Here is a 14,521-nt window from a genome sequence, read left to right on the forward strand (position 1 = left end):
AGGGCGGTGGAGGAAATCTCAAAGCCGGTCAAGGATGCTTTTGACAAGGTGCTGACGGACCTCAAGGCGACGTAAAACTGAGGAGACCCTAGAAATACCGCGCGGTGATCTGCCCGGTGAAGAAACACCTGAAGTTCGCACTCGCTTCGATGACCGCCCGGTAACCCCGATCTTTCCCATTCATCTTCTGTGCACGGCTGATGCGCGGGACCATGTCTATGGCGCTTATATTCGCGCCCGAATGCAGAGCCCGCTTGAGCAACTCATTGTTGGCTGCGGGATAGAAGAAAGCGATTAGCGTCTTTTCAGGCGACAGCAGGGCGACCTCATTGATCGAGGCGCACCTTGACGATCACGTCGGCGGCCGCGGCGAGGGCCTGTGGAATTGGAAAACGACCACGACTTCCGCGTTTCGGTAGGCTTCGCTCGAGATTCCCGCCGTTAGGCCGGCACCAGTTCCACTGGCGATCAACAAACTATCGCCGGGGGCCAGCGCATGGAGCGAGCCGAAACCGTGGGATGGCTCGACCGGCGACAGCACGCGGACACCAATTTGTTTCACCCGTTTTGCGTATCAGTCATTCTTGCTCATTTCCTTGTGGCACGTCTCTTCGAACAGCCGGGACCGCGGCTCGACCCATGTCAGAACGAGATGTTAGGCGGGTTCGAAAGTGCTGACTTTCACAGCGGACAAAGATCCGGCTGATTCTGGCCTGAGACGTCATCATTGATTTGGGACAAGGAAGCCGGCGCGGCCGGAGATCATAAAGCATCCTGTTTTGAAAAGGGATGCGAAAATGTCTGATGATCTGATCGCCAAATACGGCGATGCGCGGGTTCCGCGTTATACGAGTTACCCGACGGCGGCGGCTTTTTCTGCAGCCGTGGGGCCGGATGAATATGCCGGCAATCTCGCCCATATCGCCGCGGCTGGCCCGGTTTCGGTTTATCTCCACGTCCCGTTCTGCCGTTCGATATGCTGGTACTGCGGCTGCCACACGACCATCACCCGGCAAGACGCTCCGGTCGCCGACTATCTCGACGTGATGAAGGAAGAGATCGAGCTCGTCTCTTTTGCGGCCGGAAACGACGTGCCCGTCAAGTACGTGCATTTCGGCGGCGGCACGCCGTCGGTCATGAAGCCGCAGGAATTTTCGGCTCTAATGGCAAAGCTCAGGAGTGCCTTCACGTTTGAAGCGAAAGCCGGCGTCGCAGTCGAGATCGACCCTCGCACATTGGTCGCCCCCATGATCGATGCGCTCGCCGAAAACGGCGTCGACCGCGCAAGCCTCGGCGTCCAGAGCTTCGATCCGATCGTGCAGGCCGGTATCAAGCGGCTGCAATCCTTTGAGCAGACGGAAAGGGCGGTCGCCGGGTTGCGCTCAGCAGGCGTCAGCAGCATCAACTTCGACCTAATTTATGGCCTTCCGAAACAGACTGTCCAATCTTGCATCGAGACGGTCCGGCTGGCTGCAGAACTGCGTCCCGAACGTTTCGCCGTTTTCGGTTACGCTCACATACCCGCTTTTAAGAAACATCAGCGCCTGATCGACGAAGCATCGCTGCCGGACGCAAAACAGCGGAACGAGCAGGCGGAAGTGATCGCCGAGGAGCTCCAGAAGGCCGGATATCTGCGCATTGGGCTCGATCATTTTGCACTGCCGAACGATCAGTTGGCGCTCGCCGCGCGCAACAGAACGCTGAGGAGAAACTTCCAGGGCTATACCACGGATGATTGCGATAGCCTGATCGGCCTCGGCGCATCTGCGATCGGGCGGCTGCCGGCCGGCTATATGCAGAACCACGTGCCTCTCGGCCTCTATGCCGAGCGAATTGCCTTCGGGGTGCTGCCGACCGCCAAGGGATATCTTCTCAGCGAGGAGGACAAGCTTCGGGCGAGGGTCATCGAGAGGCTGATGTGCGATTTCGAAGCCGATCTCGGCCAGTTGAGCAGCGGATCGGGTTTCGACACCGGCTTCCTTGTCGAGCGCAACGACCGTCTCGGCGAGCTCATGGCCGACGGCGTCGTGACGATCAGCGGTGAGCGGATTGTCGTATGCGAGGAGGCGCGCTTCATGGTCCGTGCAGTCGCGGCGGCATTCGACGCCTATTTTAGCTCGCACGGGCACACGCACAGCAAGGCAGCCTAGTACTTGTCGCCGGAAGTGTGCATCGGTTCCGGCGACACGAAACGCATCAAAGGCCGCGCGAGAAGACATCGAGTTCCCGTTTCTCGATCGAGGACCCTGCAGTTATCTTCCCAGGAGTCCCGTCGACAACGGCACGTCGAGGAGGATCGACGTCGCAAGTTCGTGTGAAGCAGGGCGGGCGCACTCACAAATACGGTCATCGGGCCGCCCTGTCACAAGTAGATGGGCGCCCGTATCACCGCCTGGACGTCGAGGTCGTTATCGTCGAGCTTTTCGGCTCATTCAAATACAGCTCGATCTCGGCAGGCCCTGGCCCAGGGTATCGTTGGCGACTGACGTCGAACCTTTAAGGTGGCGTGGGCAAGCGCCGGTCCGCAGAGTTGTGCCCATCGCGATTATGGCGGCCGCGCAGGCGCCTGAAGGAGCCTTTTCGCGAGGTGAGCTACCGAGCGCCACATGATCGACGGCTCTCGCCCTCTCACGAACGCGGTTGTTCGAGCACGTCGAAGGACGAGGCAGGGGTCTCCTAGTTGTAGGACTTGCCTGCCGCGGGGATTTCGATCAAACGTTCGACGGCGCCTTCCGTGCAATTCTTGGGTAACCAGAACGAGACCCCGGGTTTTGGCTGGCATCTCCTTCGCGACTGCCGCGCAAAAAAACGACCTCGTTATATTCGTCGTCAGCGAGATTGCCGCCGGGCTAGTGATCTTGCCCACGCGTTCCTTCACAGGTCTGCCGTGCAGATCATAGCTCTTTTCACAGGCCACATTCACTTTCTCGACGGTCCCACCAGGTTTCGGCATCGGCTTTGCCGACAACCGTGTCCGACCACTGCCTTGGACGTCTTGCCTGACAGCGCCTGGCTCTGCTCGATGCTCACTGAGCATCAGCTGCTCCTGGCGAGGCAAACAGCTGCCACGAAAGCCATCGTCATGGGCTGCGCGGTCATCCGCACCTGCTGTGTCTCACTGGGTGATGTTTGTGAGGTCGGCATCGAGCCGCTTGCGCACCATGTTCGGCACCTTTGCAGTCTTGATCGCTTCGAGATTGGGCGGACTGTCACCCACCTGGATCAGGGCAACCATGCCCATGCCGGAATGTGGGGTGCATTTCAGGACATAGACGCCTGGAACATCGAATTTCGCGCGATATAGCTCATTCGGCTTTGACTTGAAGTCGGCAACGCCATCCGGAATGAGGCCTTTGAAGGTTTCGACGTTGTGGCCCTTGTCGGTGGGGATGAAGGTGACGGTGTCGCCGGGGGCGATCTTCAGGAAGCCAGGCTCGAACACCATCGCGCCTTCCGTGCCTTTGTTGAGCATCCGAACCTGGTGGTCGGCCGCCATCAACGGCGCTGCCGAAACAATCAAGGCTGCCGCTGCAGCGATCAGACCGAATTTTAACCGCATTTGCAAGCTCCTTTTCTGCGAGACCCAATCAGCCTCATGAATGTGTCTTAGCAGATGCCGGAATTGGGCTCTTTGACGCCCGTCAAATTCGGGGAAAAAAGGCAGAAGGTCCCAATTTTTGCCTGCTTGCCCAGCGCCCTTGCGAGGGACATGGCAGCCTGCAAGCGATGTAGGAATCACCGAAGGACAAGCACGCTCGGCGAACGTCGGCGCTGCTGAACAGCTTAGGATTGCCGTGACTGAGCTCATATCGCGTCGAGAAGTTCGCGGAGGGCATGAATGTCGATCCCGCGGCTTGTCGCGTGTGTTGAGGTTTACCCTCTGACAGAAATCCTCGGGAAAATCATCAGTGTCGCCCGATAACCGTACCAGCGGGCAAGATTGACGTTCCGCAGGTCGTGCCTGCCCTCGGGAATAACGATGTTGCGCGACGCAAGTTTCGTAACGGTGTGGGCCAGGGTCTCAATGGTCAGGCCGAGATGATCCGCAATGTCTTGACGATTCATGGAAACGCGCAACGGACCTTGGCGGACGCGGGTTGCGCCGGAATGCAAGCTTCACGATGAAGCTGCAGGGGCGCTCCTCGGCGTTCTTCTTCGGCAACAGCACCATCTGTTCATGCGAAGCGGCCGCCTCCTGCCAGAGCAACGAGAGCTAGGTCGAGCGAGCGCATTAGACCGAGCGACTTCCCCGTGGAAACTCATGTGCGATATCCGGCGGATCTTGCATTTCGTGACGGCCTCAGCCGTAAATAGGAAATCGTTTTGCAGCGACGCGCCGTTGAGATCGCCGGCGAATTGAAGAGCGATTATCACCCGACGATCTTTCGCCGATGATACGAAGCAGGCGCACGACACCTTCTTCCACCTGGACAAGATGGTTGCTTATCACCCTCCCACCAAATCGCCTTACCGGCTGCGACGGCCTCGGCCGCCGAGCCTACGAACAGCGAAGAGAGGGATTGGCCGGCATGTATGGCTTCGCGCCCCTTCGCGCCATTGTCGAACGCGTGGTTGTTCTGCACAGCATCTTCATCGCCCCTTGTGGCAGTGGGTGCGGTAGAAAGCAGCTGCGTCACACGGGAGTAAGCGGGCGGTGCCAAAGGGGGAAGTTTGCAACAGAGTGTAACAACGTCGGTTCGTCCACCGCTTCCAGTCCGCTTGTTGATGTAGATCAAGGAGCCGTTCCCGTCTTCGTGACAGTCCTGCCTCGAAATCCGAGAAAGCCGGCCGCGAGGCGGTCGTCTGCGCACTGGAGACGACATCATGAATTACACGACAGAAACGATGGTGATCGCGGTCGCAGCGTTTCTGGCGCTGCTCGCGGCCGCATTCGCGCACGATCATCTGTTTGCAGTCCATATGGGTATACTTTGCCTCTGCCTGGTTGCGGGAACGCTGCTGCTTGTCAGAAACGCAGAGTTTTCGCCGACGGGCCAACAGCGCAAAACAGAGCTTACGGGCTATTGCGACGAGGTAATCCGCTACGGCCTGATCGCTACGGTGTTCTGGGGCGTCGTCGGCTTCCTCGTCGGCGTGATCATCGCGCTGCAGCTCGCCTTTCCCGACCTCAACATCGCGCCCTATTGGAATTTCGGAAGATTGCGGCCGGTTCACACATCGGCGGTGATCTTCGCCTTCGGCGGCAACGCGCTGATCATGACATCCTTCTATGTGGTGCAACGCACCTGTCGCGCGCGTCTCTTCGGAGGAACACTCGCCTGGTTCGTCTTCTGGGGCTACCAGCTGTTCATCGTGATGGCTGCGACCGGCTACGTGATCGGCATCAATCAGTCGCGCGAATATGCCGAGCCCGAATGGTACGTCGACCTGTGGCTTACCATCGTCTGGGTCGCCTATCTGGCCGTCTATCTCGGAACGATCCTGAAGCGCAAAGAGCCGCATATCTACGTGGCAAACTGGTTCTATCTCAGCTTCATAGTCACCATTGCGATGCTGCATGTGGTCAACAACCTCGCTGTTCCGGCGTCGTTCCTCGGCTCCAAGAGCTATTCTCTCTTCTCCGGCGTCCAGGATGCACTCACCCAATGGTGGTACGGCCACAACGCCGTCGGCTTCTTCCTCACCGCCGGCTTCCTGGGGATGATGTACTATTTTGTGCCGAAGCAGGCCAACCGGCCGGTTTATTCCTACCGGCTGTCGATCATCCACTTCTGGGCCCTGATCTTCATGTATATCTGGGCCGGCCCGCATCATCTGCATTACACGGCGCTGCCTGACTGGGCGCAGACGCTCGGAATGGTCTTCTCCGTCATGCTCTGGATGCCCTCCTGGGGCGGCATGATCAACGGTTTGATGACCCTTTCGGGCGCCTGGGACAAAATTCGCACCGACCCGATCATCCGGATGATGATCGTCGCCATCGCATTTTATGGGATGTCGACCTTCGAAGGCCCGATGATGTCGATAAAGGCGGTCAATTCGCTCAGCCACTATACCGAATGGACGATCGGTCACGTGCATTCCGGAGCACTTGGCTGGGTGGGTATGATCACCTTCGGGGCGATATACTACCTGACGCCGAAACTGTGGGGGCGCGAGCGCCTCTACAGCCTGCGGATGGTCAACTGGCACTTCTGGCTCGCGACGCTCGGGATCGTGATCTACGCCGCGGTGCTCTGGGTCGCGGGCATCCAGCAGGGGCTGATGTGGCGAGAATACAATTCCCAGGGCTTCCTCGTCTATTCCTTCGCTGAAACGGTCGCGGCGATGATCCCCTATTACGTGCTGCGTGCCGTCGGCGGAGCACTCTACCTAGCGGGTGGCCTCGTCATGGCCTGGAACGTGTTCATGACGATCCGCGGCCACCTGCGCGACGAAGCGCCAATCCCGACCAGTTTGGTGCCCCAGGCACAGCCTGCCGAGTGAGGTGAGACATGGCATCGTTACTTGATAAACATAAGACCCTCGAGAAGAACGCGACGCTTCTTCTGGTCGGCTCGCTGCTGGTCGTCAGCATTGGCGGCATCGTTGAAATCGCACCGCTGTTCTACCTGCAGAACACGATCGAAAAAGTGGAAGGCATGCGGCCCTACACGCCGCTAGAGCTCGCCGGACGGAACATCTACATCCGTGAAGGCTGCTATCTCTGCCACAGCCAGATGATCCGGCCGTTCCGTGATGAGGTCGAACGTTACGGCCATTATTCGCTCGCCGCGGAATCGATGTACGACCACCCGTTCCAATGGGGATCCAAGCGGACAGGGCCCGATCTGGCCCGCGTCGGGGGGCGTTACTCGAACGAATGGCACGTCCAGCATCTCGCAAATCCGCGGGCCGTGGTGCCGGAATCAATCATGCCGAGCTACGCCTTCCTCGAAGAGAAGGAGGTGACGGTCAGGAGTATCGGAGAGGACCTCAAGGCCAATGAGGACGTGGGCGTGCCTTACAGCGACGACATGCTGGCGAATGCCGAGGCCGACATGAGAGCCCAGGCCGATCCGAACGCGGACACGGCGGCTCTACTCAAGCGCTACCCAAATGCGAATGTCGGCGATCTCGACGGCGATCCAACCCGGCTGACCGAGATGGACGCGCTGGTGTCCTACCTGCAGATGCTCGGAACGCTGGTTAATTTCTCGACCTATGACGACGCGACCGGCTACCGGTGAGGTGATCCATGGAAACTTACACTGCAATGAGACACTTCTCCGACAGCTGGGGCCTCCTGGCAATGGCCGCATTCTTCGTCGGCGCGGTCATGCTCACCCTTCGCCCAGGTAGCAAGCAGACGGCCAAAGATGCCGCCGATATTCCCTTGAAGGACGATTGAGATGTCGCAAAAGCATATCGATGAACTGAGCGGCGTCGAAACGACGGGTCATGAATGGGACGGCATCCAAGAGCTCAACAATCCCATGCCGCGCTGGTGGATCTGGACCTTCTACGTGACGATCCTCTGGGCGATCGGCTACGCCATCGCTTACCCGGCCATCCCGATGATCACTTCCGCCACTAACGGCTATCTCGGTTATTCAACGCGCGCCGAGCTGCAGCAGGACCTCAATCTCGCTAAGTCATCGCAGACGGAGTTCCATGACCTGATCGCTGCCAAGACAGTGGAGGAGATCGACGCGGATCCTGCTCTTCGTAAATTCGCGATCGCTGGCGGCGCATCCGCTTTCAAGGTGAACTGCGCGCCCTGCCATGGATCGGGAGCGAGCGGCGGTCCGGGGTTTCCGAATCTCAACGACGACGACTGGCTGTGGGGCGGGGATCTGAATGCCATCCAGGCCACGATCTCTCATGGCATCCGCTTCGACGGCGATACGGATAGCCATTCCTCCGAAATGCCGCCCTTTGCCGGTGTTCTGGAGCCCATCCAGATGAAGCAGGTCGCCGCCTTTGTCTGGGGGCTGACCAATACGCCCTCGGATGTCGGTCTGGCGGCGGCCGGAAAACAGGTTTTCTTCGACAATTGCGCCCCATGTCACGGCGAGGACGCCAAAGGAAAGGTGGAAATGGGTGCGCCGGATCTCGCCGACGCAATCTGGCTGAAGTCGCGGGGTGAAGACGCCATCCTTCGTCAGGTTGCCTCTCCCAAACATGGCGTAATGCCTGCCTGGGCAGCGCGCCTGGGGGACACAACGGTAAACGAGCTTACTATTTTCGTTCATGCGCTCGGCGGCGGCACGTAAGGAGAAGAGACATGACAGCCCACGACCGCAATCCGATCCTCCCTCTCTACGGCGCGCCGCGTGCTGTTATCCGATCGCGTGTCTCAGCCCGCGCCCAACAGATGCCTGCGTCTTCGGAGCAGGACGACCCTGCAAAAATCGGCAATTCGATGGTGAGTTTGATCTGCCTCAAAGACCACAAGCAGACGAGCCGATAGTTTCAGCTCCTGTGGAGGACGTCCCAGCGGTTTCTCCGCCGCTGTCCTCCGGCCACGCCCTTACTCTGGGGCGTGGCCTTTTCGCTTCTGCACGGTCGTTCTTGATCTGCATCAAGGAACGGATCCGCCACGGCTGGGAAAAGAGTGGTGAAAATCGGACAGGTCCTATGAATCTCTATACCCGCCCTAATCTAAATGACATTGACCACGTTCGCGTCGAACCCGTCAACGCCCGGCGCAACCGCCAGCCTCTCTATGCGCCGCGCAAGAAGATCTTTCCGAAACGAGCCGAAGGGCCCTTTCGCCGGTTCAAATGGGTCTTGATGCTGCTCACGCTTGGCACCTATTACCTCGCGCCGTGGATTCGCTGGGACCGCGGTCCCTATGCGCCCAATCAGGCAATCCTCGTCGACCTCGCCTCGCGGCGCTTCTTCTTTTTCTTCATCGAGATCTGGCCGCAGGAATTCTACTATGTGGCGGGCCTGCTCGTCATGGCGGGCTTCGGCCTCTTTCTCCTCACCGCCGCTGTCGGCCGCGCCTGGTGTGGCTATGCCTGTCCGCAGACCGTCTGGGTCGATCTCTTTCTCGTCGTCGAACGCGCTGTCGAAGGCGACCGAAACGCTCGGATGAAGCTCGATGCCGACCCCTTCACTTTCGACAAGCTCAGGAAGCGGGTGATCAAGCACGCGATCTGGCTGCTGATCGCCATCGCCACGGGCGGAGCATGGATCTTCTATTTTGCCGACGCGCCGAGCCTGGCGGCTTCACTGTTTGACGGCAGCGCTCCTGCCGCTGCGTATGCCACGATCGCCACCCTGACCGCGACGACCTATGTGCTTGGCGGCCTCATGCGCGAACAGACATGCACCTATATGTGTCCGTGGCCGCGCATTCAGGGCGCGATGCTGGATGAGAATTCGCTTGTTGTCACCTACAACGACTGGCGGGGCGAGCAGCGGTCGCGCCATGGCAAGAAGGCTCAGGGTCTGCCGGTGGGCGATTGCGTGGACTGCAATGCCTGCGTCGCCGTCTGCCCGATGGGGATCGACATCCGCGACGGCCAGCAGATGGAATGCATCACATGCGCCCTCTGCATCGACGCCTGTGGCGGCGTCATGGACAAGCTCGGGAAGCCACACGGCCTGATCGCCTATGCGACGCTCAAGGAATATTCGAGCAACATGTCGCTTGCTACTGACGGAGGACGGACAGCCATCCAGCCCTCCAATGTCCGAAACGACGACGGAAGCTTCATGCCAGCTGTCCGGAATTTCGACTGGCGCATCATCTTCCGCCGAAGAATTGTCTTCTACGGTGTCGTCTGGGCATCGATCGGCGTCGCCATGGTCGTCCATCTCGCCTTACGCGATCGGCTCAGGCTCAACGTTATCCACGACCGGAACCCTCAATATGTTCTGGAAAGCGACGGCTCCATCCGAAACGGCTACACGCTGCATGTCCTCAACATGGTGCCGAAGCCGCGGGACGTGACCATCACCCTCGTCGGGCTGGAGGGGGGCACAATGCGCATTCCCGAGTTCGGCGGGCAGGATGCCCGCAGCTTCACCGCTCACGTCGAACCCGACGCGGCCACGACGCTCAAGGTCTTCGTCACGCGCGCCCCAGACGGGGCAGAGATCAACGAATTCCTCTTCGTCATCGAAGATATAGGTCAAGACGCAGGTCAAGCCGACCGGGCGAGCTATCGCGCGGCGTTCAACGCGCCGGGAGACGTGAAATGAAGACTTCTACTCAGGGCTTTACCGGCTTGCACGTGCTGCTTGCCACCTCGGCATTCTTCGCCGTAGTGATCGCCGTAAACGCCACCATGGCCTTCTATGCTGCGTCCAGCTGGAGTGGCATCGTCGTGGAAAACACCTATGTGGCCAGCCAGGAATTCAACACCAGGGCGGCAGCGATGAAGGCAATGGCCGCCTCCGGCGTCGAGGGCGCGCTCGTCGTTAAGGGCAGCCAAATCCGTTACGACATCCACGACCAGGCCGGCACGCCTGCGATCATCGATGATGTCACGCTGAACTTCAAACGGCCCGTCGGCGATCATGAGGATTTCCGCGTGACGCTCCGGAAGACGGGCGAAGGGCGGTTCGAAGCCGATCACCAGGTTGTCGCCGGCGACTGGATCGTCGAGGCCATATCGAGAATGAACGGGGCGGTCGTCATGCATGAGGCCAAACGCTTCGACACCGCGGAGTTCCGCCAATGACCTGCTGCTCGATGGATGCGGAAAGCGTTCTCGGCCTCAGCGCGACATCCGCCAGCGCCGAGGAGGTATGCCTTGCAAGCCACCCGCTCGGGGCTGGGTTACGCCAGGTCGACCTCAGCGTGCCCGACGTCCACTGTGGCGACTGCATATTGACCCTCGAAAAAGCGCTGTCGGCGCTTGCGTTCGTCAGGAAAGCCCGGGTCAATCTCACCGCCAGGCGTGTCACCTGCGTCTATCAGGAAGAGATCGAGGCGAAGGCGACCGATCCCTCCGAAATCCTCGCCGCGATCACCTTGGCCGGATACCGCGCCCATCTCATCACGTCGACAGCACCCGAAACCGACAGGATCCGGAACCAGCTACTGCTGGCGATTGGAGTTTCCGGCTTTGCGGCCGCCAACATCATGATGCTCTCGGTGTCGGTATGGTCGGGCGCCGATGCGGCCACGCGCGACATGTTTCACTGGATCTCGGCGATGATCGCGGCGCCGGCGCTGGTTTATGGTGGACGCTTCTTCTTCAAATCGGCCTGGAGCGGGCTCAAGCGTAGGCGCACCAACATGGATGTTCCGATCTCGCTTGCAGTGACGCTGTCCTATGCGGTCTCCCTATGGGAAACCATGCACCATGGCGAACATGCCTGGTTCGACGCGTCGGTGTCTCTGCTGTTCTTCCTGCTGATCGGCAGAACCCTCGATCATGTGATGCGGGAAAAAGCCCGCGCCGCGATCAACGGGCTTGCCAGACTGGCGCCGCGCGGGGCGCAGCTGATGATGCCGGACGGGTCGCGGCACTACATCCCGGTCGAAGAGATCGCCGTCGGGGATAACATCGCGATTGCCGCCGGCCAACGCATTCCCGTCGATGGCATGATCGTCAGCGGCGAGAGCGATGTTGACCTCTCCATCGTCACCGGTGAAAGCAGCACGGTCGCCGTCGCCGCAGGCAGCGCGCTGAATTCGGGTGCGATGAACCTGACCGGTTCGCTCGTCCTGCGGGCGACCAAAGTGGCAAGGGATTCGCTTCTTTCCGAGATCATCGGCCTGATGGAAGCGGCCGAGGGCGGCAGGGCTCGTTATCGCCGGGTCGCCGATCGCGCCGCAGCACTTTATTCTCCCGCCGTGCACCTGTTGGCGCTGGCCTCCTTTCTCGCCTGGGGCTTGCTTGGGGGCGATTGGAAACAGGCCATGCTGGTCGCGGTCGCGGTGCTGATCATCACATGCCCCTGCGCATTGGGCCTTGCTGTACCGGTGGTCCAGGTGGTCGCCGCCGGCGAACTTTTCCGCAGGGGCATCGTGGTGAAGGACGGTTCGGCGCTCGAAAGACTGGCCGACGCGGACATCGTGGCCTTCGACAAGACCGGCACCCTGACGATGGGCCGGCCCCGCCTCGTCCGAATCGACTCGATCGCGGGCAATAGAGCCATCGTTTGCGCAATGGCGGCGCATTCACGGCATCCGCTTTCCCAGGGTCTGGTGCGGGACATAGACATCTCTTACCCCTTCGCCTTCGACAGGGTCACGGAAATCGCCGGCGGGGGGCTGGAAGCCTGGCAAGGAGCGGACTTCTATCGGCTCGGCAACCGGGCCTTTGCCTGCGGAACCGGGCTCACGCCCGCGGGCGATACTCCGTTTTCGGAGGTGGTCCTGTCGAAAAACGGCGTCGATCTCGCCCGTTTCCTGTTTGACGACACGCTTCGTCCGGGCGCCGCGGAGACTTTCCGCCAGCTCGCTGCAGCCGGTATCGAAACGTTGATAGTATCCGGCGACAGGCAGGCCGTCGTCGACAACACAGCGCGGGCTCTCGGTATCGGCAAAGCTCTGGGCGACCTGGGGCCGAAACAGAAGGTCGAGGAACTCCAGAGGCTGGGCGCCGAGGGCTATCGCGTGCTCATGGTCGGCGACGGGATCAACGACGCACCGGCGCTGGCCGCCGCGCAGGTCTCGATGGCGCCTGCAACCGCATCCGACGTCGGCAGGCAAGCCGCCGACCTTATCTTCTTCAACGATCGTCTCGATGCCGTTCCTGAGGCAATCGCCGTTGCACGAAGATCCGCCAGCCTCATTCGCCAGAACTTTGCTCTCGCCATCGGTTACAACGTGCTTGCGGTACCGATCGCAATCGCCGGCCTGGCAACGCCGCTGATAGCGGCGGTGGCCATGTCGACTTCGTCGATCATCGTCGTGACGAATGCGCTGCGATTAAATGCCTTCGGCCTACGGAGCGAGCCGCTTGCCGGCGGACGTGCGGAAGTTGAAACCGCATGAACATGCTGATCTATCTGATGCCGATCGCACTGCTGATGGGGGGAATGGGTCTCCTGGCGTTCCTCTGGTCGCTGACGAGCCGCCAGTACGAGGACCTTGAAGGAGCAGCTTGGCGAATCCTCGTCGAGGACGAAACCGATTGCAAAAGACCTTGAACCGCTCACGGCCGAAACGAAAGGAAGATCGATGCTATCGAGACATCCCATACTTTTGCGATCTGACCTGTTTCACGGCCTGGACAAAGCAAGGATAGAAGAACTGGCCGACACGGCTCAGTTCCAGATCTTCGCACCGGACGAGCGGATCATCGCCGAGGGCCAGCAGGCGTCGTTCGTCTATTGCGTGATGCGCGGCTTCGTGCGACTTTCGAAGTCGGAATCCGCGGGGCGCCAGGCAGATATCTGCATCTGCGAACCGGGTGAGACGTTCGGTGAATATCTCCTGTCGGCAGGCGGCTCCTACACCTACAGCGCATGGTCCGCCGACGGCGCAGAGGTCGCGTTGTTCGACCTTGTGGAGTTGCGGGCGCTTGCCGACCGGGACCCCGTCATGCGTCGCAACGTCATGCGCATCATGGCCCGGCATCTGCTCGGTGCCATGGATTGCATAGCGGGAGACCGGCTGCACACGGCTGCACAGCGTGTTGCGAATTACCTCGTCAGCCGCTGCCCGGCCTCAGCATCGCAGGCCACCTTTCGCCTGCCTTACCGGAAAAGAATTCTGGCCGGCAAACTCGGGGTTGCGCCCGAAGCCCTTTCGCGGGCTTTCGCTGCCCTCGGTCCTGCAGGGGTCGAAGTCAGAGGCAGGGTCGTCGTGGTTGACAGCGTCGATCTGCTGCGGAAGGCGTGCTGACCTCGGGGCAGGGCGATAACCGCGCCGGAATTCGACAACCGTCAATATGGCGATCGCTTGCTCCGTTATGGCCAGGCGCAAAAAAGCACCAGGACGGATTGTTTTTGTGATCTCGACTGTCTTCATCGCTTGCTTCAGGCCTTGTCCGCATCAACGGTGGCGCTGACGACACATGCGGATACCGTCGGACTGGCGGGCTTAATAGGGAAGTGCAGACGAACGGGCGCAACGAGCACCAACATGCGACGGAGAGCGTCCGGCGCTATTCTTCGAGGGGCCGTCGCGAGATAACCCATGCTGATGGTGCTTGCGAAGAGGTAGATGAACAGGCCCTTCGCGAGATAATTCTCAAGCGTGCCTGCCGCGGCAAATCCATTTTGCCAAACGAAGAAGCCCACGGCGGATCCAATTGCGAACCCCGTCGCCAAACGCGTGAGTATGAACCTGATCATGCGAGGCATGGCACCACCTCAGACTTAGTCATTACAAATGGCCGGGCAACGGAAATGCTGGCTGGCCAATTGAGTTTTGTCAACGACTGGCGCAAGCCGTCATGCAAGCAGCGGCGGGAGCCGGAGACTACAACAGTGCATCTTCTGTCTTTCGCAGCCGGCGTTATCACGCCTGCGAATGCGTCGAGGCTGAGTGAGTTGCGAGTTGCAAGGACGATGCGCGCTAAGGACCTAGATGTGGAGCCTCAACAGGTTGTCCTCGGTCAGGCCGAGTCTGCTGATTGGTGTATTATATTTTAGGCTGCCATGGGGT

Annotated in this window: 13 protein-coding genes and 2 pseudogenes; 11 read left to right on the forward strand and 4 right to left on the reverse strand. The window is 60.1% G+C overall.

Translation table 11 applies throughout. The features are described from left to right. Nucleotides 1-88: 88 nt before the first annotated feature. Nucleotides 89-334: an NAD(P) transhydrogenase subunit alpha gene (locus PYR71_RS30125; protein ID WP_309506698.1), complete on the reverse strand. Its 246-nt coding sequence runs from the start codon at nucleotides 332-334 to the stop codon at nucleotides 89-91. Between the two features lie 463 nt (nucleotides 335-797). On the opposite strand from PYR71_RS30125, the gene hemN reads away from it, so the two are divergent. Further along, nucleotides 798-2,150: an oxygen-independent coproporphyrinogen III oxidase gene (gene hemN, locus PYR71_RS30130; RefSeq protein ID WP_016737481.1), complete on the forward strand. Its 1,353-nt coding sequence runs from the start codon at nucleotides 798-800 to the stop codon at nucleotides 2,148-2,150. A gap of 965 nt (nucleotides 2,151-3,115) precedes the next feature. Here hemN and PYR71_RS30135 read toward each other — a convergent pair. Beyond that, on the reverse strand, nucleotides 3,116-3,559 hold the full coding sequence (locus tag PYR71_RS30135; protein WP_004674399.1) for a pseudoazurin: 444 nt from the start codon (nucleotides 3,557-3,559) through the stop codon (nucleotides 3,116-3,118). A 306-nt stretch (nucleotides 3,560-3,865) separates the two neighbouring features. Continuing rightward, nucleotides 3,866-4,583 (reverse strand): annotated as a pseudogene (locus PYR71_RS30140) (cyclic nucleotide-binding domain-containing protein); the annotation flags it as partial. Between the two features lie 241 nt (nucleotides 4,584-4,824). On the opposite strand from PYR71_RS30140, the gene ccoN reads away from it, so the two are divergent. The 10 genes from ccoN (at nucleotide 4,825) to PYR71_RS30190 (ending at nucleotide 13,756) form a co-directional block, all read left to right on the forward strand. After that, nucleotides 4,825-6,447 (forward strand): cytochrome-c oxidase, cbb3-type subunit I, encoded by a 1,623-nt coding sequence (ccoN, locus tag PYR71_RS30145; protein WP_004674403.1) that lies wholly within the window; start codon nucleotides 4,825-4,827, stop codon nucleotides 6,445-6,447. A gap of 8 nt (nucleotides 6,448-6,455) precedes the next feature. After that, nucleotides 6,456-7,190 carry a cytochrome-c oxidase, cbb3-type subunit II gene (gene ccoO / locus PYR71_RS30150; protein WP_004674404.1) on the forward strand — a complete coding sequence of 245 codons (735 nt, stop codon included), beginning with the start codon at nucleotides 6,456-6,458 and terminating at the stop codon, nucleotides 7,188-7,190. An 8-nt stretch (nucleotides 7,191-7,198) separates the two neighbouring features. Next, nucleotides 7,199-7,351 (forward strand): cbb3-type cytochrome c oxidase subunit 3, encoded by a 153-nt coding sequence (locus PYR71_RS30155; RefSeq protein WP_004674411.1) that lies wholly within the window; start codon nucleotides 7,199-7,201, stop codon nucleotides 7,349-7,351. Between the two features lies 1 nt (nucleotide 7,352). Further along, nucleotides 7,353-8,216, forward strand: a complete 864-nt coding sequence (gene ccoP, locus PYR71_RS30160) for a cytochrome-c oxidase, cbb3-type subunit III (protein WP_004674413.1) — start codon at nucleotides 7,353-7,355, stop codon at nucleotides 8,214-8,216. 11 nt (nucleotides 8,217-8,227) lie between these two features. After that, nucleotides 8,228-8,413 carry a hypothetical protein gene (locus PYR71_RS30165; protein ID WP_004674416.1) on the forward strand — a complete coding sequence of 62 codons (186 nt, stop codon included), beginning with the start codon at nucleotides 8,228-8,230 and terminating at the stop codon, nucleotides 8,411-8,413. 167 nt (nucleotides 8,414-8,580) lie between these two features. Next, entirely contained in the window at nucleotides 8,581-10,155 is a 1,575-nt protein-coding gene (gene ccoG, locus PYR71_RS30170) for a cytochrome c oxidase accessory protein CcoG (protein WP_011053473.1), read from the forward strand. Beyond that, nucleotides 10,152-10,637, forward strand: coding sequence for a FixH family protein (locus PYR71_RS30175; RefSeq protein WP_011053472.1), 486 nt, complete (start codon nucleotides 10,152-10,154; stop codon nucleotides 10,635-10,637). The genes ccoG and PYR71_RS30175 overlap by 4 nt, the downstream gene beginning before the upstream one ends. Beyond that, the gene (locus PYR71_RS30180; RefSeq protein ID WP_011053471.1) at nucleotides 10,634-12,904 is read left to right on the forward strand and encodes a cation-translocating P-type ATPase; all 2,271 of its coding nucleotides are present in this window, start codon (nucleotides 10,634-10,636) and stop codon (nucleotides 12,902-12,904) included. Before PYR71_RS30175 ends, PYR71_RS30180 begins: the two co-directional genes overlap by 4 nt. Next, nucleotides 12,901-13,059 (forward strand): cbb3-type cytochrome oxidase assembly protein CcoS, encoded by a 159-nt coding sequence (gene ccoS / locus PYR71_RS30185; RefSeq protein WP_011053470.1) that lies wholly within the window; start codon nucleotides 12,901-12,903, stop codon nucleotides 13,057-13,059. The genes PYR71_RS30180 and ccoS overlap by 4 nt, the downstream gene beginning before the upstream one ends. A gap of 31 nt (nucleotides 13,060-13,090) precedes the next feature. Next, a complete protein-coding gene (locus tag PYR71_RS30190; protein WP_011053469.1) occupies nucleotides 13,091-13,756 on the forward strand; it encodes a Crp/Fnr family transcriptional regulator in 666 nt (221 codons plus the stop codon). 275 nt (nucleotides 13,757-14,031) lie between these two features. Here the strand turns inward: PYR71_RS30190 and PYR71_RS30195 are convergent. After that, nucleotides 14,032-14,217 (reverse strand): annotated as a pseudogene (locus PYR71_RS30195) (hypothetical protein); the annotation flags it as partial. Between the last annotated feature and the right edge of the window lie 304 nt (nucleotides 14,218-14,521).

This window comes from Rhizobium mulingense, from assembly GCF_029194105.1.
Lineage (GTDB): Bacteria > Pseudomonadota > Alphaproteobacteria > Rhizobiales > Rhizobiaceae > Rhizobium > Rhizobium mulingense.